This is a genomic window from Duganella sp. Dugasp78, assembly GCF_059491455.1.
This window is the reverse complement of record NZ_CP168506.1, coordinates 510,371-529,705: the sequence shown is the minus strand read 5'-3', so window position 1 is coordinate 529,705 and position 19,335 is coordinate 510,371. Positions and strand designations below refer to the sequence as shown.

Annotated in this window: 12 protein-coding genes; 11 read left to right on the top strand and 1 reads right to left on the bottom strand. The window is 63.1% G+C overall.

The genetic code is table 11. From position 1 onward, the window contains the following. Positions 1 to 311: 311 nt before the first annotated feature. The 10 genes from scpB (at position 312) to ACEN9O_RS02265 (ending at position 18,192) form a co-directional block, all read left to right on the top strand. Positions 312 to 1,091, top strand: a complete 780-nt coding sequence (gene scpB, locus ACEN9O_RS02310) for an SMC-Scp complex subunit ScpB (protein WP_495616047.1) — start codon at positions 312 to 314, stop codon at positions 1,089 to 1,091. Beyond that, positions 1,078 to 3,276, top strand: a complete 2,199-nt coding sequence (locus ACEN9O_RS02305; RefSeq protein ID WP_495616046.1) for a pseudouridine synthase — start codon at positions 1,078 to 1,080, stop codon at positions 3,274 to 3,276. Before scpB ends, ACEN9O_RS02305 begins: the two co-directional genes overlap by 14 nt. Before the next feature lie 353 nt (positions 3,277 to 3,629). Continuing rightward, positions 3,630 to 4,118: a ribosome maturation factor RimP gene (rimP, locus tag ACEN9O_RS02300; RefSeq protein ID WP_495618416.1), complete on the top strand. Its 489-nt coding sequence runs from the start codon at positions 3,630 to 3,632 to the stop codon at positions 4,116 to 4,118. Beyond that, positions 4,115 to 5,680, top strand: a complete 1,566-nt coding sequence (nusA, locus tag ACEN9O_RS02295) for a transcription termination factor NusA (protein WP_116993389.1) — start codon at positions 4,115 to 4,117, stop codon at positions 5,678 to 5,680. The genes rimP and nusA overlap by 4 nt, the downstream gene beginning before the upstream one ends. A 46-nt stretch (positions 5,681 to 5,726) precedes the next feature. Further along, entirely contained in the window at positions 5,727 to 8,600 is a 2,874-nt protein-coding gene (gene infB / locus ACEN9O_RS02290) for a translation initiation factor IF-2 (RefSeq protein WP_495616045.1), read from the top strand. A gap of 90 nt (positions 8,601 to 8,690) precedes the next feature. Then, positions 8,691 to 9,107 (top strand): 30S ribosome-binding factor RbfA, encoded by a 417-nt coding sequence (gene rbfA, locus ACEN9O_RS02285; protein WP_495616044.1) that lies wholly within the window; start codon positions 8,691 to 8,693, stop codon positions 9,105 to 9,107. Between the two features lie 90 nt (positions 9,108 to 9,197). Further along, positions 9,198 to 10,121, top strand: coding sequence for a tRNA pseudouridine(55) synthase TruB (gene truB / locus ACEN9O_RS02280; protein ID WP_495616043.1), 924 nt, complete (start codon positions 9,198 to 9,200; stop codon positions 10,119 to 10,121). 141 nt (positions 10,122 to 10,262) lie between these two features. Further along, on the top strand, positions 10,263 to 12,095 hold the full coding sequence (gene typA, locus ACEN9O_RS02275; protein ID WP_495616042.1) for a translational GTPase TypA: 1,833 nt from the start codon (positions 10,263 to 10,265) through the stop codon (positions 12,093 to 12,095). A gap of 562 nt (positions 12,096 to 12,657) precedes the next feature. Next, entirely contained in the window at positions 12,658 to 15,822 is a 3,165-nt protein-coding gene (locus ACEN9O_RS02270; RefSeq protein ID WP_495616041.1) for a TonB-dependent receptor, read from the top strand. A gap of 132 nt (positions 15,823 to 15,954) precedes the next feature. Next, positions 15,955 to 18,192: a DUF3141 domain-containing protein gene (locus ACEN9O_RS02265; protein WP_495616040.1), complete on the top strand. Its 2,238-nt coding sequence runs from the start codon at positions 15,955 to 15,957 to the stop codon at positions 18,190 to 18,192. Here ACEN9O_RS02265 and ACEN9O_RS02260 read toward each other — a convergent pair whose 3' ends face one another. Further along, entirely contained in the window at positions 18,193 to 18,648 is a 456-nt protein-coding gene (locus ACEN9O_RS02260; protein ID WP_495616039.1) for a GNAT family N-acetyltransferase, read from the bottom strand. Positions 18,649 to 18,692: 44 nt separating this feature from the next. On the opposite strand from ACEN9O_RS02260, the gene ACEN9O_RS02255 reads away from it, so the two are divergent. Further along, a complete protein-coding gene (locus tag ACEN9O_RS02255; protein ID WP_495616038.1) occupies positions 18,693 to 19,271 on the top strand; it encodes a helix-turn-helix domain-containing protein in 579 nt (192 codons plus the stop codon). The last annotated feature ends 64 nt before the right edge of the window (positions 19,272 to 19,335 follow it).

The window sequence follows — 19,335 nt, the reverse complement described above, 5'->3', positions numbered from 1 at the left end:
ATTTCGATGACGGCGAAATGCGCTTTTTGCCGTTTTATCAGGTACAATTCGGCTTGTTGGATGAAATGTCTTGGCTCGGTCACGTGTGTTTTCGCCCGAAAGCCGCGCTTCCCGGCCACGTTTCACGTAGAATGCAAGGGCCTCGGCCATTGCCGGCATGTCCCTCTCTCCCGCCTGGCGCACATCGGCCCAGGCGTCGGAAAAACAGCTTCAGCGAGTTATACCAGCAGGCGGCATCGTAGATGCCGGCCATTGCCTCACTGAATGTGATTGAATTCTTTCTTGCATGAAAATGCAACCACAAGATTGCTATGGATACAGCAGAGGCTAAAAGAGTCCTCGAAACCGCTTTGCTATGCGCTCGTGAGCCATTGTCGATCCACAGTCTGAAGAAGCTGTTTGTCGAGGTGGATGACCAGGACCGGCCGCGCGGACCCGGAGTCGGTTCCGATACGATCAAGGAACTGCTCGAAGAATTGAGGCTGGACTGGGCCGGCAAGGGTGTTGAAGTGATCAGCCTGTCGACCGGCTGGCGCTTCCAGAGCCGCCCGGAGATGAAGTTATACCTCGACCGCATGAACCCGGAAAGGCCGCCCAAGTACTCGCGGGCGACGCTGGAAACGCTGGCGATCATCGCCTACCGGCAACCGGTGACGCGGGGCGATATTGAGGAGATACGCGGCGTAGCCGTCAACTCGCAGACGATCAAGATGCTGGAAGACCGTGGTTGGGTGGACGCCATCGGTTATCGCGACGTTGTCGGCCGCCCGGCTTTGCTGGGCACCACCAAGCAGTTTTTAGATGATTTGGGCTTGAATTCGCTGTCCCAGCTGCCTCCTTTGCAGCAAATCAGCGATATGCAGGGCGGCGGGCCGGATATGGCGGCGCTGGAAGCGGCCTTGCAGGAAAACTTTGACAAGGCGGCACACGATGCCGCGCAACAAACAGATGGTACGGATAGCGAGTTGCCAGTGGCCGAAGCAGAAGCCGCGACTAGCCCGGAAGCCGGCCACGAAGCACAAACACAATCCGCGCCCGATGTAACGGTTGACGCTGAGCACAACCAAGAAACGAATAATGAACAATCCTAATTCCCCAGAGACAGTCAACGACGTAGCGCCGGCCGAAGTGGCCGCCAAGCCTAAGCGTCGCACCAAAGCCCAGATCGAGGCCGATACGGCAGCCGCCGCGTCCGGCGACGCGCCAGTGGTCGCCAAGCCCAAGGCCAAGGCCGTGGCCCCTCGCAAGCCCAAGGCGGAAACCGAAGTCGCCGCCGCCGACGCGCCGGCTCCAGTGAAAAAGCCGCGCGCCAAGCCGGCCGCCAAGCCGGCTGAAGCTGTCGAAGCCGCCGCGCCAGCCGCGGCCGAAGCGCCGGCCAAGGCTCCGCGCGCCAAAAAGCCGGCCGCCGCACCGGCGGTGGACGCCGCTCCGGCCGCGCCAGTTGCTGTTTCCACCCCGGCAGTCGAAGCGCAAGCCGCTCCTGCTGAAGGTGAGCGCCCGGCGCGCGGCCCACGTGGTCCGCGTGGCCCACGCCAGATGCGCGAGCAGCGCGCCGTGCGTGAAGCCCTGATGCCGCGTCCTGAACCGGTGGTGGCTGCCGAAGGCGAAGCCGCTCCGGCAGTCGATGGCGCAGCGCCAGCCGAAGGCGGCAAGCCACGCCACGAGCGCGGCCCGCGTCCGGACGGTCAGCGCAACGGCAAGAACGGCAAAGGCCGGAACGGCAAGCCGCAACGCGGCGCCCAGAACGCCGGCGGCGCCAAGCCCAACGATGCGGATGCCGCCTTCTCCTACGTCACCTCGGACGCCTTCGACAGCGACGAGCCGGCCAAGGGCCGCCACGCCGCACCGAAAGTGGTGCGTCGCGACCTGACCTCGGACGACGACGCGCCTAAGCTGCACAAGGTCCTGGCCGAAGCCGGCCTGGGCTCGCGCCGCGACATGGAAGACCTGATCGTGGCCGGCCGCGTGTCGGTCAATGGCGAGCCGGCCCACATCGGCCAGCGCATCCTGCCGGCCGATGCCGTGCGCATCAACGGCAAGCTGATCCAGCGCCGCGTCAGCAAGAAGCCGCCGCGCGTGCTGGTCTACCACAAGCCAGCCGGCGAAATCGTCTCGATGGACGATCCGGAAGGCCGTCCATCCGTGTTCGACCGTCTGCCGACCATGAAGGCCGGCAAATGGCTGGCCGTCGGCCGCCTGGACTTCAACACCGAAGGCCTGCTGCTGTTCACCACCTCCGGCGATCTGGCCAACCGTCTGATGCACCCGCGCTACCACATCGACCGCGAGTACGCGGTGCGTACGCTGGGCGTGCTGGAAGAGGGCATGCGCCAGAAACTGCTGGCCGGCGTCGAGCTGGAAGACGGCCTGGCGCAATTCTCCAAGATCGCCGACGGCGGTGGCGAGGGCATCAACAAATGGTACCGCGTGATCATCGGCGAAGGCCGCAACCGCGAAGTGCGCCGCATGTTCGAGGCGATCGGCCTGACCGTGTCGCGCCTGATCCGTACCCGCTATGGTGCCATGACCTTGCCAAGCAGCCTGAAGCGCGGCCGCTGGGAAGAGATGGAAGAGAACACCGTGCGCGATCTGATGAGCGCCTACGGTGTCGAGAAAAAGGGCGGCGATGCGCCAGCGCCGCGCGGCAAAGGCCCGCAGCAAGCCAAGCCGGCTCAGAACAAGGGCCCTGAGAAGCGTCCGCAGCGCGGCCGCGACGCCGAGCGCGACGACCGCGATTTCGACGACGACGAGGACGATCACGACGAACCGAACTTCAACCGCGCCGACGTCAGCAATGACAACGCCATGCCGTTCGCCAAGGTCCCACGCGGCAATGGCCGTGGCCAGGGCGGTTTCGGCGGCGGCCAGGGGCGTCCGGGTGGCAACGGCCAGGGTCGTCCGGGCGGCCAGGGTAGCGGTCGCCCAGGCGGCAACGGCCAGGGCCGTCCGGCCGGTGCGCAGACGTCCAGCCGTCCAGGCGGCCGTCCACAAGGCATCGGCGGTTACGCCGGCGGCCGTCCGCTGGGCGAAGGCCCGGCGCGTCCGCAGGGCCAGGGTGGCCGTCCGCAGGGGCAGGGTCGTCCGCAGGGTCAGGGCGGCCAGGGTGGTCAAGGCCAGGGCAATGGTCAAGCGGCCAAGGGGCCTAGCCGCGGTCCGCGCCAGCCGGACCCGCTGCAAACCACTTTTGGTTTTGGTAACGCCAGCGCGCCGCGCCGCAACCAGCCACCGCGTGGCGGCGCCATCGATCATGGCATGCCGCGCCGCCGCAAGGGCTGATTGCGTCTTTCACCCCGCACGGCAATGACGCCGCGGGGTCTGACCCCGTACGGGGTCAGACCCCTCTGTCGCAGTGCGGGGTAAAGCAGCGCATCGCCGCTGTTTCCGGGGTTTGTAGCCTTTTATGAACTGTTGTAAGCCCGCCTTTCCGCCTCGTGCGGCATTGCAGCGCAGATCATATAAGGTTATAATAACCAGCCTAGTAAAAGTTCTTCGCGGGGTACTTCCCTGAGAACGCTTTCATCTGGCTGGTATTACAAGAAGATGGGCAGATGCCCATTTTTTTTTTGGTGAACCGTTTTGAACGGCCTGTTTTTAATAAGTTGGAAACAGGCCTTGATTTGGAGAATTTCTTGCAGCTGCCGGATTTAATTGAAAAGACCGTCGCCGGTCTGGGCTATGAGCTGGTTGATGTCGAACGGGCCGAGCGCGGAGTGCTGCGCGTCTTTATCGATTTCACTGCCGCCGATGCCGAGGAAAAAGGCCCGATCACCGTAGAGGATTGCGCTACGGTCAGCCACCAGTTGTCGCACGTGCTGACGGTCGAGAACGTGAATTACGAGCGTCTCGAAATCTCGTCGCCAGGGCTGGATCGCCCGGTGCGCAAGCTGGAAGATTTCGTGCGTTTTGCCGGTTGCGAAGCTATCGTCAAGCTGCGCACCGCAATGCCGGGTACGAACAACCGGAAATCGTTCCAGGGCATTCTGCAAGACCCCCAGGGCGATAATTTGTCGTTGGAATTTGAAAGTAATGATGGTCCGGCGCTGTTGGAGTTTACGCTCGCCGATGTGGATAAGGCACGCTTGGTGCCACAGGTGGTTTTTAAGGGACGCAAAGCATGAGTCGCGAAGTTTTGTTATTGGTAGACGCGCTGGCGCGTGAGAAAAACGTCGATAAAGATGTGGTTTTCGGCGCGTTGGAATTCGCGTTGGCGCAAGCCACGAAGAAACGCTATGAAGGTGAAGTGGATATTCGCGTTTCGATCGACCGCGAGTCGGGCGAGTTCGAGTCCTTCCGCCGCTGGCACGTCGTGCCCGACGAGGCTGGCCTGCAACTGCCGGACCAGGAAATCCTGCACTTCGAAGCCAAGGAACAGATTCCGGACATCGAAGTGGACGACCACATCGAAGAGCCGATCGAATCCGTCGAATTCGGCCGCCGCTTTGCGCAAGACACCAAACAAGTCGTGCTGCAGCGCGTGCGTGACGCCGAGCGCGAACAGATCCTGGTGGACTTCCTGGAGCGCGGCGACTCGCTCGTCACCGGCACCATCAAGCGCATGGAACGCGGCGACGCGATCGTCGAGTCGGGCAAGATCGAAGCCCGCCTGCCACGCGACCAGATGATCCCGAAGGAAAACCTGCGCATCGGCGACCGCGTGCGCGCCTTCATCCTGCGCATCGACCGCAATATGCGCGGCCCGCAAGTGATCCTGTCGCGCACCGCTCCGGACTTCATCATGAAGCTGTTCGAGCTGGAAGTGCCGGAAATCGAGCAGGGCATGCTGGAAATTAAATCGGCGGCGCGCGACGCCGGCGTCCGCGCCAAGATCGCCGTCTACACGGCCGACAAGCGCATCGACCCGATCGGCACCTGCGTCGGCATGCGCGGTTCGCGCGTGCAGGCCGTGACCGGCGAGCTGGGCGGCGAACGCGTCGACATCGTGCTGTGGTCCGAAGATCCGGCGCAGTTCGTCATCGGCGCGCTGGCTCCGGCCAACGTCTCGTCGATCATGGTCGACGAAGAGAAGCACGCGATGGACGTCGTGGTCGACGAAGAGAACCTGGCGATCGCCATCGGCCGCTCCGGCCAGAACGTGCGCCTCGCTTCCGACCTGACCGGCTGGAAGATCAACATCATGACGGCCGAGGAATCGGCCGACAAGGCAGCCCAGGAAACCGCGGCAGTGCGCGCACTGTTCATGGAAAAACTGGACGTCGACCAGGAAGTCGCCGACATCCTGGTGGAAGAGGGCTTTGCCAGCCTGGAAGAAATCGCTTACGTGCCGATCTCCGAAATGCTGGAAATCGAATCGTTCGACGAAGATACCGTCAACGAACTGCGCACCCGCGCCCGTGACGCCCTGGTCACCGAAGCGATCGCTTCGGAAGAAGGCCTGGAAGGCATGGACGAGGCGCTGGTCGGTCTGGAAGGCATGGACCGCGTCACCGCCGGCAAGCTGGGCCTGGCTGGTATCAAGACTGTAGAAGCATTTGCTGCACTGGCCTACGACGAATTCGGCGCCATCCTGGCCCTGTCCGCCGACCGTGCACGAGAACTGATTAAGAGTGAATTTGAAGATGTGACCGACGATGAGATGAAGTTGGTTGACTCAAAGTACGACGATCGTGCCAAAGGCTTGCAAGCCAAGGCATGGAGTCTTGCCGAATCCGCAAAGGCTTAATTTGAGTATCTTTATCATCTCCGCGACACATAGAAAAGAGGACTGAATGGCGAGTAACAACGTAGCCCAATTTGCCACCGAACTGAAGATGCCTGCAGATTTGCTGCTGACGCAGCTGCGTTCTGCCGGCGTCGAAAAAAGTTCGACGTCAGATCCATTGTCGAAAGATGATAAGGATAAGCTGCTTGATCACTTGCGCCGTACCCACGGTGCATCGGCTGATACCGAAAAGAAGAAGATCACGCTGACGCGCAAAGAAACCACTGAAATCAAGCAGGCCGATGCCAACGGCAAGGCCCGCACGATTCAGGTCGCTGTGAAGAAGGTGCGCACCTTCGTCCAGCGCGACGAGCCGGTCGCCGCCGCGCCGGTGGCGCCTGCCGCCCCGGTGGTCGACGCCGCCGAGGTCGCACGTCGTGAAGAAGACGCCCGTAAGCAAGCGGAACTGATCGCACGTCAGGAAGCGGAACTGCGCGAGAAGCAGGAGCGCCTGGCCAAGCTGGAATCGGAGAAGGAAGCGCAGGCCAAAGCCACCGCCGCCGCCGAAGCCGCCGCCGCCAAGGAAGCCGACGCCGAAGCGAAGAAAGCCGCCACCAAGGCCGCTGCCGCCGCGACCGCCGCCGCTGCCGGCGCTGCGCCAGCCGCGACCGACGCCGCTGCCGAAGAGAAGAAAAAAGCCGCTGCCGAGGAAGCCAAGAAGAAGGCCGCCGCCGCCGCCAAGGAAGCCGCCGACAAAGCGGCCGCCACCGAGCTGGCACGCAAGGCCGTGGCTGATGAAGTAGCCCAGATCAAGGCCATGATGAACGCGCCGCGTCGCGCCATCAAAGCCCCTGAACCAGCGCCTGCGCCGGTCAAGGCCAAGGTTGCCGAAGGCACGCTGCACAAGCCTGCCACCGGCGCCGTCGCCAAACCGGGCGACAAGCCTGGCGACAAGAAGCCTGTCACCGCGGACAAGAAGTCGATCAAGTCGGCCAATGTCTCGTCGACCTGGCAGGACGACGCCAAGAAACGCGGCGCCCCTGGCGGCACCGCCGGCAAGGGCCGTGGCAACACCGGCTCGACCGGCGGCCGCGATGGCTGGCGCAGTGGTGGCAAGGGTGGCGGCCGTCGTGGCTCGCACTCCGATGACCGCGAAACCAATTTCCAGGCGCCGACCGAAGCCGTCGTCAAAGACGTCTACGTGCCGGAAACCATCACCGTGGCCGAACTGGCGCACAAGATGTCCGTCAAGGCTTCCGAAGTCATCAAGCAACTGATGAAGCTGGGCCAGATGTGCACCATCAACCAGGTGCTGGACCAGGAAACCGCGATGATTCTGGTCGAGGAAATGGGCCACAAGGCCTTCGCCGCCGAGATGGACGATCCGGAAGCACTGCTGGCCGACCAGGGTGAGCACGCTCACTTTGAATCGGTGCCGCGCGCGCCGGTGGTCACCGTCATGGGTCACGTCGACCACGGTAAGACCTCGCTGCTGGATTACATCCGCCGCGCCAAAGTGGCGTCGGGCGAAGCCGGCGGCATTACCCAGCACATCGGCGCGTACCACGTGGACACCCCGCGCGGCACCATCACCTTCCTGGATACGCCGGGTCACGAAGCCTTTACGGCCATGCGTGCCCGCGGTGCGAAAGCCACCGACATCGTCATCCTGGTGGTGGCAGCCGACGACGGCGTGATGCCGCAAACGAAGGAAGCGATCGCCCACGCGAAAGCGGCCGGCGTGCCTCTGGTTGTGGCGATCAACAAGATCGACAAACCGGGCGGCAACGTTGACCGTGTGACGCAGGAACTGGTTGCGGAACAAGTGGTGCCGGAAGAATACGGTGGCGAATCGCCATTCGTGCCGGTATCGGCCAAGACCGGCCAGGGCATCGACGCCCTGCTGGAACAGGTGCTGCTGCAAGCCGAAGTGCTGGAGCTGAAAGCCCCGATCGACGCGCCTGCGCGTGGCCTGGTGGTCGAGGGACGTCTGGACAAGGGCAAGGGCCCGGTCGCGACCATCCTGGTGCAGTCCGGTACCCTGAAGCGCGGCGACGTGATCCTGGCGGGTTCGTCCTTCGGCCGCGTCCGCGCGATGCTGGACGAAAACGGCAAGCCGATCAGCGAAGCCGGTCCGTCGATCCCGGTCGAAATCCAGGGCCTGACCGAAGTGCCGCAAGCCGGCGAGGAAGTCATGGTCATGGCCGACGAGCGCAAGGCCCGCGAGATCGGCCTGTTCCGTCAAGGTAAGTTCCGCGACGTCAAGCTGGCCAAGCAGCAGGCCGCGAAGCTGGAAAACATGTTCGACCAGATGGCCGAAGGCGAAGTGAAGAACCTGCCGCTGATCATCAAGACCGACGTGCAGGGTTCGCAGGAAGCGCTGGTTGGCTCGCTGCAGAAACTGTCGACCTCCGAAGTGCGCGTACAGGTTGTGCACGCAGCGGTCGGCGGCATCACCGAATCGGACGTCAACCTGGCGGTGGCCTCGAAAGCGGTCATCATCGGCTTCAACGCCCGTGCCGATGCACAGGCGCGCAAGCTGGCCGAGTCGAACGGCGTGGACATCCGCTACTACAACATCATTTACGATGCGATCGACGAGATCAAATCGGCGTTGTCGGGCATGCTGGCACCGGAGAAGCGCGAAACCGTTATCGGTCAGGTCGAGATTCGCCAGGTCATCCTGGTCTCGAAAGTCGGCGCCATCGCCGGTTGCCTGGTCACCGATGGCGTGGTCAAGCGTTCGTCCTCGGTACGCCTGCTGCGCAACAACATCGTGGTGTGGACCGGCGAGATCGACTCGCTCAAACGCTTCAAGGACGACGCCAAGGAAGTACGCGCCGGTCTGGAGTGCGGTCTGTCGCTGAAGAACTACAACGATATCCAGGTGGGCGACTCCCTGGAAGTGTTCGAAGTTCAGGAAATCGCTCGTACGCTGTAATCAGTTGCGATTAGAGTAGTTTTAACCGGGTGGACGGGAGCATACTTGCTACCGTCCACTTGGCGTTTATGGAAAGCAGTACCGTATATCATGGCTAAACATAGTAAAAACATTCCCCAGCGCGGTCAGCGCGTGGCGGACCAGATCCAGCGCGACCTGTCCGAAATCATCGCCTTCGAACTGAAGGACCCGCGCGTCGGCATGATCACCATCACCGAAGTGCAGGTGACCCCGGATTACGCGCACGCCAAGATCTTCTTCACCATGCTCAAAGATAGCAAGGAGCAGGTCAAGCAGACCGTCGACGGCCTCTCCGCCGCGGCCGGCTATATGCGCGGCCAGCTGGGCAAGCGCCTGCACATCCACACGCTGCCGGCGCTGCACTTCGTGCACGACACCTCGACCGCGCGCGGCATGGAACTGTCGGCGCTGATCGACCAGGCCAACAGCACCCGCTCGCTGGACGACGACCAGGCGCCGACCGAAGAGAAGAAGGACGCGGAGTAATCCAGCGTTCTATGGATTCCCGCCTGCGCGGGAATGACGCCGCCCGTCGTTCCCGCGCAGGCGGGAACCCATACTGAGCATCCCCTACCTATGAAGCAAAACCATCCTAAAAAAGTCCGCGACCTGATCGACGGCGTGCTGCTGCTCGACAAGCCGGTTGGCTTTTCCAGCAACGATGCACTGATCAAGGCCAAGCGCGTGCTCAACGCCAAGAAGGCCGGCCACACCGGCACTCTCGATCCGTTCGCCACCGGCCTGCTGCCGCTGTGCTTTGGCGAGGCCACCAAGTTCTCGCAGGACTTGCTGGAAGCGGACAAGACCTACGAAACCACGGTCCACCTGGGCCAGACCACCGACACCGGCGACACCGAGGGCGAAGTGGTCGACAGCCGCGAGGTCAACGTCACGCTGGAGCAGATCCACGCCGTGCTGGAAAAATTCCGCGGCCCGATCGCGCAAGTGCCGCCGATGTACTCGGCCTTGAAGCGCGACGGCAAGCCGCTGTACGAGTACGCCCGCGCCGGCATCACGCTCGAGCGCGAGGCGCGCAACGTTGTCATCCACAAGCTGGAGCTGGTGTCCTACGAGGCGCCGTTCCTGAAGCTGGTGGTCACGTGCAGCAAGGGCACCTACATCCGCGTGCTGGGCCAGGACATCGGCGAGGCGCTCGGCTGCGGCGCCCACCTGAACGCGCTGCGCCGCACCCAGGTCGGCCCGCTGACCATGGAAGGCATGCTGACGCTGGAACAGCTGACCGCACATCCTGCACCGCTCAGCCTGCTCGCGCCGGTCGACGCCTTGCTGTCCAGTTTTCCGGCCGTGCAGTTGACCGCCGAGCTGGCCAAGCGCTTCCTCAACGGCCAGCGCCTGGCGCTGGGCAAGGAGCCCGTGACCGTCCCCGCCGAGGAGGGCAGGGTGCGCGTCTACCTGGACGACAAGCTGCTCGGCACCGCCCAGCTGGGCGAGTACAGCATCCTGGCGCCGGAGCGTTTGATCGCCTTTGTCCAGCCCTAAGCCCCAATAAAGCAACTCTTTGAAAATATTCAGGATTTCAGAGGGAGTTGCACCGCAACATGCTATACTACGCGGTTCCAGAAATTGGCCACTCCCGTACGTCATGTACGCACCCGCAGTTTTTCAGCAAATATAACGACCATGTCTACTACAAAACGCGCAATTCGTAATATCGCCATCATCGCCCACGTTGACCACGGTAAAACTACCCTGGTGGATCAACTGCTGCGTCAGTCCGGCACCTTCCGTGAAAACCAAGCGGTCGACACCCGTGTCATGGACTCGAACGACCTCGAAAAGGAGCGCGGCATTACGATTTTGTCGAAGAACTGCGCCGTTGAATACGAAGGCACCCACATCAACATCGTCGACACCCCAGGCCACGCCGACTTCGGCGGCGAAGTCGAGCGCGTGCTGTCGATGGTGGACTCGGTTCTGCTGCTGGTCGATGCCCAGGAAGGCCCGATGCCACAGACCCGCTTCGTGACCCGCAAGGCGCTGGCGCTGGGCCTGAAGCCTATCGTCGTGGTCAACAAGGTCGACCGTCCTGGCGCGCGCGCCGACTGGGCGATCAACCAGACCTTCGAACTGTTCGACAAGCTGGGCGCGACCGATGAGCAGCTGGACTTCCCTATCGTCTACGCCTCGGGCCTGAACGGCTACGCCGGCCTGACCGAAGACGTGCGCTCGGGCGACATGAAGCCGCTGTTCGACGCCATCCTGGAACACGTGCCAGTACGCGACGACAATCCGGACGGCCCGCTGCAGATGCAAATCACCTCGCTGGACTACTCGTCCTACGTCGGCAAGATCGGCATTGGCCGCGTCAACCGCGGCACCGTCAAGGTCGGCCAGGACGTTCTGGTCATCAATGGCCCAGGCGCCACCCCGATCAAAGGCCGCATCAATCAGGTGCTGAACTTCAAGGGCCTGGAGCGCGTGCTGGTCGACTCGGCTGTCGCCGGCGACATCTGCCTGATCAACGGTATCGATGAGATCGGCATCGGTTCGACCCTGTGCGCGGTGGACACCCCGGAACCGCTGCCGATGCTGACCGTCGACGAGCCTACCCTGACCATGAACTTCATGGTCAACAACTCGCCACTGGCCGGCCGTGAAGGCAAGTTCGTCACCTCGCGCCAGCTGCGCGACCGTCTGGACAAGGAACTGAAAGCCAACGTCGCACTGCGCGTTGCACCGACCGAGGACGACACCACGTTCGAAGTGTCGGGCCGCGGCGAGCTGCACCTGACCATCCTGATCGAAAACATGCGTCGCGAAGGTTTCGAGATGGCCGTGTCGCGTCCGCGCGTGGTGTTCAAGATGGTCGATGGCGTGCGCCACGAGCCGTTCGAACAGCTGAGCGTTGACGTCGAAGAAGCCAACCAGGGCGGCGTGATGGAAGAGCTGGGCCGCCGTCGTGGCGACCTGCAGAACATGGAATCGGACGGCAAAGGCCGTGTGCGTCTGGAATACCGTATTCCTGCGCGCGGCCTGATCGGCTTCCAGGGCGAGTTCATGACCCTGACCCGCGGCACCGGCCTGATGAGCCACGTGTTCGACGCCTACGGTCCTGTCGACAACTCCAAGGGTGAACTGGGCGGCCGTCGCAACGGCGTGCTGATCTCGCAGGACGACGGCGCCGCCGTGGCCTACGCGATCTGGAAACTGCAGGATCGCGGCCGTATGTTCGTGGTCCACAACGACCCGGTGTACGAAGGCATGATCATCGGCATCCACTCGCGCGACAACGACCTGGTCGTCAACCCGATCAAGGGCAAGCAGCTGACCAACGTGCGTTCGTCGGGTACCGACGAAGCCGTGCGCCTGGTGCCGCCTATCCAGATGTCGCTGGAATACGCCGTGGAATTCATCGACGACGACGAACTGGTGGAAGTCACCCCGAAATCGATCCGTCTGCGCAAGCGCTTCCTGAAGGAACACGAGCGTAAGAAGGCATCGCGCGAAGCGTAATCCCGCGTCGAAGCAGCATCCGCCAAAAAGCCGCCCAGTGCAAACTGGGCGGCTTTTTGTCATTCCAACACCATGTTTCAGGCGATTTTCAGGAACGGGCTTCCTGCGTAAAATTCAGTGCAATGCAAAATCGTTACATCTTTATACGGTTAGAAAAGTAATTAACTTAATATAGTTTTGCAAAATCGCGAAATTTTCACGCACCGCCAGGGTGAGTTTTGCACCAAGATGGTGCGTTTAGTTATGACTTAAAAATAAATGTTGTTTTGTTGATGAAACTCAGAATGCGCAATTGACATCATTTTAGGCCGCGTGGTCTTATCGATGCTTGAGCTTGCCTTGCCAACCGCAAGCGGGCTTCAACGGGGGCGCCAAACAGGCGTTTCCGTGACAGGAAAAAAGTTGGGGCAACTATAAAACATAGCTGGTGGCGGTCGGACGTGCTCACCCACGTACCGGCCGTCAACCAAGCTTTTTTTCACATCGGAAATCGGGAATTCACATGCTCAGAAAAACAGTCATTGCTCGTGCGTTAACCATTGCCTTTGGCACGGCGGTGGTCATGACCGGCGTGGTCCAGCCGGCCATGGCGCAGTCGAATGCTTCGGGGATTATCTTTGGTACGGTGGAATCGCCAGCGGGCACTTCCATCAACATGATCAACACCGAGACCGGCCTGAAGCGCAGCATCAGCGCCGACACCAGCGGCCGCTACTCGGCCACCAACATGCCGGCCGGCCACTATCGCGTCGAACTGGTCCGCGACGGCAAAGTCGCCCAGACCACGGAAATCGACGTGCTGGCAGGCCAGGGTACCAATGCCTCGTTCGGCGCGACGGTGCAGGCGGTGCAGGTGACCGGCCGCCGCAACCGCATCGACGTCTCCAACACCAACAACGGCGCGGTATTCACCGCCAAGGACCTGGCCAAGCTGCCGGTCCAGCAAACCCTGAACTCGATCGTGCTGCTGGCGCCGAACACCACCAAGGGTGACTCGGCCTACGGCAACACCGCTTCCTTCGGCGGCAGCGGCCAGTCGGAGAATGCGTTCTACCTGAACGGCTTCCCGATCACCAACTCGCTGTCGCAGCTGGGCGCGATGGAACTGCCATTCGGCGCCATCCAGCAGGCGTCGGTGATGACCGGCGGCTTCGGCGCGGAGTATGGCCGCTCCATCGGCGGCGTGCTGAGCGTGACGTCGAAGAGCGGTACCAACACCTGGGAAGCGGGCGCCACCTACAGCGTCCAGCCCAACGGCCTGCGCGCCCATCGCCAGAACCTGTACTACCCTGTCACCGGCGACAAGAACAACCAGGATGATCCGGTCAAGAAAACGAAAGGCACCGACGGCACGCTGGACAATCGTTACGATACCCGCAGCATCACCTCGAACCAGTACGGCGCCTACGTCGGCGGCCCGATCATCAAGGACAAGCTGTTCATGTTCCTGGCGGGCGACCAGACCATCACCAAGGATTCGTACATCGGCGTCACCTCGGTCGAGAACCTGACCACTATCGGCCAGCGAGGCTTCAACTCCAACCGCACGTGGGATAACCGCTGGTTAGGCAAGCTGGACTGGAACATCAACGATAACCATCGCCTGGAGTTCACCAGCGCCGGCAACAACAACAACACCCGCTACCAGAAATACGGCTTCGCGCTGAACCCGAACAATCCGAACGCCGCAGCGATGCTGGATGGTACCCCGACCAGCAATTTGTACAGCTCGGTCACCGGCAAAAACCTTGGCCCCACCGACCCGGCTTATTCGACTCAAACGCCAGGCGCCGTGCTGAACATGCTGAAGTACACCGGCCAGATCACCGATGACCTGACCATCAACGGCCTGTACGGCAAGATGAAAACCGATCGCGGCAGCAGCTATGAAATTGGCGGAGCTTACGCCGGCAGCTCGGCCGGCCTGCCACCGAGCATCGGCGTCACGCCTGCGCTCAATCAGTGGTCGCGTGATGGAAAACCAGTGATCGACCCTAGCCTGTATCGCAACTACAACGTGTTCAACGGCAGCCGCGCTGGTCCTGGCTCGGATGAAGTGAAGTCCGGCCGTCTGGATCTCGAGTACAAACTCGGCACCCACCTGCTGCGCGCCGGTATCGACTCGAGCAAGATGGAAACCATGGGCGCGGGCTATTCGACCAGCGGCGGCTCCTCGTGGACCTACCGCTTCGTCGGTATCGGCAAAGCCAACACGCCGGTGCCGCTGTCGGGTTCCCGTCCTGGCGTGGTCGCCAACTTCGGTGGTTCCGGCGTGGATGGCTACTATGCCCGCCAGAGCATCTTCAGCTCGATCACCGATGCCTCGGCCACCCAGTCCGCCCAGTACCTCGAGGACAAATGGCAAGTCACGCCGAAGCTGCTGGTCACCGCCGGCATCCGTAGCGACGCCTACAGCAACACCAACGGCGACGGCGAGAAGTTCATCGATATGAAGAACGAAATCGCGCCGCGTCTGGCCGCCGCGTGGGATGTGAACGGCGACGCCTCGCTGGTGATCAAGGGGAGCGCCGGCCGTTACTTCCTGCAATTGCCGACCGGCGTGGCCGCCCGTGCCGCCAGCCGCTCGACGCTGACCACCCAGGACTTCACATACACCGGCATCAGCCCAACCACCGGCGCACCGCTGGGCCTGAATCCTATCAACGTGCCAGTTTCGGTGGACGGTGAATACGGTACGCTGAAGAACCCGCGCGCAGTGGTTGCCGCCGATCTGAAGCCGAACTACCAGGATGAAATCACTCTGGGCTTCGAGAAAGCCTTCAGCCCGGACCTGAACTTCGGCGTCAAGGGGACCTACCGCAAACTGGGCGCCGGCATCGACGACAGCTGCGACACCCGTCCGTTGTATGCCTTTGCGCTGGCCCACGGCATTGAAGTGCACAACACGCTGTTCATGAACTGCTTCATCTACAATCCGGGCAAGGACGTGACGGTATGGGTCGATGGCCACGATGTGAACGGCAATCCGCTCGTGACCGGCAAGGGCCAGTTCGCGCACTTCACGGCCGCCGAGATTGGCGAGCCGAACGCAGAGCGGACCTATGCCGCGCTGGACTTCTTCGTCGAGCATCCGCTGCGCAATGGCTGGTACGGCAAGCTGTTCTACACGCTGTCGCGTAGCCGCGGCAACATGGAAGGCCAGACCCGTTCCGACACCGGCCAGAAGGACGTCGGCACCTCGGCCGCGTGGGATTTCCCAGAGTTCGCTCCGGGTAACAACGGCCTGCTGCCTAACGACCGCAAGCACCAGTTGAAGGCGTACGGCTTCTACCAGGTCACGCCTGAGTGGTCGGTCGGCGGCAATCTGCTGATCCAGTCCGGTCGCCCGGTCGTTTGCCTGGGCACCAACGATGCCGCGGACCAAGGCACCGATCCAGCCTACCCGGACGGCATCAACTACGGTGGTCCTGGCTACGGCGCCGAGTACTTCAACTGCGGCGGCATTCCACGGCCACGCGGTTCGATGGGCCGCCTGCCTTGGGAAAAGCGTCTGGACCTGAACCTGGTCTATGCGCCAGCCTACGTCAAGGGCCTGGCGGTGAAGGTGGAAGTGTTCAATGCACTGAACGCCAACAAACCGCTGTCGCAGCTGTCAGCCTACGACGATGGCGACAGCACGGTGATCGATCCGCGTTACCACCAGTACGACACCTTCCAGACCCCGCGTTCGGCCAAGTTCACTGTGGAATACAACCACAAGTTCTAAGCCCGGCGTGATCGTCTGACCTGAACCGCAGCCTCGGCTGCGGTTTTTTTATGGGCGTGTGTTTCGTTTGCGTTTTCGTTACCGCTAGGGTACTTTGATGCATGGCAGCATACAACGCATGGAGGAAGTCCCGTGAGCGACGACAAGACGACCCCGTGGCCGCAATGGCCCGGCAATCCCTTCGCGCTGGCCCAGCAGGCGACCGACTACTGGGTCGATGCCTGCCAGCGCGGTGTGCTGTTCATGGACGTGCTGCGCCAGCGCGGCGACGAGCGCAACCATCGCGACGAGCAGGCCGCGCCCCATGTGCTGAGCTTTGAATTCACCTCCATTGTCGACGGCCGCCACCTGGCGCGGCCGGTCAACTACGGCCTGCTGTACATCACGCCGCCGGACGGCGTCGCGCCCGACCCGCACAAGCGGCCCTTCATCGTGTTCGATCCGCGCGCCGGCCACGGCCCCGGCATCGGCGGCATGAAGCAGGACAGCGAAATCGGCGTGGTGCTCAAGGCCGGCCATCCGTGCTACTTCGTCGGCTTCCTGCCGGAGCCGGTGCCGGGCCAGACCATCGAGGACGTGTGCCGCGCCGAGGCGCAGTTCATCGCCAAGGTGGCCGAGCTGCACCCGCTGGCCGACGGCAAGCCCGCGCTGATCGGCAACTGCCAGGCCGGCTGGCAGATCATGATGACCAGCGCCCTCAATCCCGACCTGGTCGGCCCGCTGGTGCTGGCCGGCGCGCCGCTGTCGTACTGGGCCGGCGTGCGCGGCAAGAACCCCTTGCGCTACCTGGGCGGCGTGCTTGGCGGCACCTGGCTGACGGCCCTCGCGGGCGACCTCGGCAATGGCATTTTCGACGGCGCGCAACTGGTCGCCAACTTCGAGAAGATGAATCCGTCGAACACGCTGTGGAGCAAGAACTACAACGTCTACGCCAAGATCGACACCGAGGCGGAGCGTTTCCTGGAATTTGAAAAGTGGTGGGGCAACCCGGTGCTGCTGAACGCCGGCGAAATGCAGTACATCGCCGACTCGCTGTTCGTCGGCAACCGCCTGAGCGACGCCGCTCTGCTCGACAGCAACGGCCACCGCATCGACCTGCGCAACATCAAGTCGCCGATCGTGGTGTTCTGCTCGTGGGGCGACGACATCACGCCGCCGCAGCAGGCGCTGGGCTGGGTGCTGGACCTGTACGAGGACGACGCCGCGCTGGTGGCGGGCGGCCAGACCATCATCTACTCGATGCACCAGAGCATAGGCCACCTGGGCATCTTTGTCTCGGCCTCGGTGGCCAACAAGGAGCATGAGGAATTCACGGCGGCGATGGACATGATCGACGTCATGCCGCCCGGCCTGTACGAAGCGGTGTTCCTCGACAAGGACGAGGAAATGCTGCAGGCGGAAATCGCCGCCGGCGACATGTCGGCCGGCGATTACGTGATGCGCTTCGAGCGGCGCGGCCTGGACGTGCTGCGCGCGCTGGGCGGCAACGACGCCGAGGACGAGCGCCGCTTCGCCACCGTGGCCCGCCTGTCGGAAATTAACACCGGCCTGTACCGCACGTTTGCCAGTCCGCTGGTCAAGGCCATGGTCACCGAGACCAGCGCCGAACAGCAGCGCGAGTCGCACCCGCTGCGCATGCGCTACCGCATGTTCTCCAGCAAGAATCCGCTGCTCGACGGCATACCGGCCATGGCCGCCAGGGTGCGCGCCGAACGCCGTCCGGTGGCGCAGGACAACGTCTTCCTGCAGATGCAGGAAGCGATGTCGCAGCAGATTGTCGACGCGCTGGACCGCTACCGCGACCTGCGCGACCAGGCCACGGAAAAATTCTTCCTCGACATGTACGGATCGCCGCTGCTGCAGGCGCTGGTGGGCTTGCGCACCGACGGCGGCCGTCCGCGCCGCATCGGCCGCGACATCGCGCGCGAGGCCATGCTGAACGCGCACCGCGCGGCGGCGGCGCTGAAGACGGCGGAAGGCGGCGTCACCGAAGCCATCATCCGCGGGCTGCTGTACATCTACCGCAGCCCGGAAATGAGCGCCGCCGACGAGCGCGCCTTCGCCACCATCCGCCAGCTGCGCCTGCGCACGTCGGACGACAAGGAACTGAGCGTGACCCACTTCAAGTCCATCTTGCGCGAGCAATACCTGATGCTGCAGGTGGACGAGGAGGCGGCGGTGCGCGACCTGCCGCTGCTGCTGCCGGACGAGCCACAAGCGCGCGCGACGGCGCTGTCCATCGTGCGCCAGGTGGCCGGCGCCACCGGCACGCTGACCGGCGACGGCGCCGCGCGGCTGGAGCGCATCGCGGCCATGTTCGAGGTGCGCGCGCCGAAGCTGGCGGTGGTCGGCAAGAAGAGCAAGGCGTGATCAGTGGCGCAGCGGCTTGTGCATGAAGACGCTCAGCGGATCGTCCGGGTAATCGCCGTAGGGGCCGCAGCGCCGGAAGCCATGGCGTTCGTACAGGCTGAGCGCTTCCGGCTGGGACGGGCCCGATTCCAGCACCAGCTGCGGGCAGCCGTGGTCCAGCGCCGCCTGTTCCAGCAAGGCCAGCACGCCGCGCGCCAGGCCTTGTCCGCGCGCGGCAGGCTGCACGTACATGCGCTTGATCTCGCCGTACTCCGGCGTCAGCACGACGGCGCCGCAGCCGACGATGGTGCCCTGCGCGTCGCGCGCGACCGCGAAGCGGACATGCGGCTGCATCAGCGACGGCAGATCCAGCGCATACACGCTTTCCGGCGGATACAGGCTCAGGTGATAAGCATCGAGATCGGCGATCAGGGCGATGACTTCGGGCTGGTCGGGGGATTCAAAGGTGATTTGCATGGCGGGCATTTTAGTGGATGAGTAAATCCAGTATAATGGATTTTATGGATATCAACAAACTCATTGCCAGCCGCCTGCTGGCCTTGCGCGACCGCCACGGGCTGTCGCTGACCGCGCTGGCCGAGCGCAGCGGCGTAAGTCGCTCCAATATCTCGCTGATCGAACGCGGCGAAAGCAGCGCCACCGCCACCGTGCTGGACAAGCTGGCCGGCGCGCTCGGCGTCACGCTGGCCGCGCTGTTCGAAGCGGGGGAGGACGAGCCGGCCGCGCCGTCGCCGCTGCAACGCGCCGCCGGCCAGCCGGTGTGGACCGATCCAGCGTCCGGCTACGTGCGGCGGCAACTGTCGCCGTCCGTGCGCTCGCCGCTGCAGCTGGTGGAAGTGGTGTTCCCGCCGGGCCAGCGCGTCAGCTACGAGCAGGTCGCGCGCGAGGCCGACGTCCACCAGCAAGTGTGGCTGCTGGAGGGCGTGATGGACATCGCCGCCGGCGGCCAGCAATGGCGGCTGGAGGCGGGCGACTGCCTGGCCATCCGCGAAGACCAGCCCATCAGCTACGCCAATCCCGGCAAGCACCCGGCGCGCTACCTGGTCGGCCTGGTGACGCTGCCGTTTGTGCGATCTTGATGTGAAAATAAGGATTTCCTTATGGAATGCTAGTTACGGGCTCTGTATAATTGCTAGATGGAAT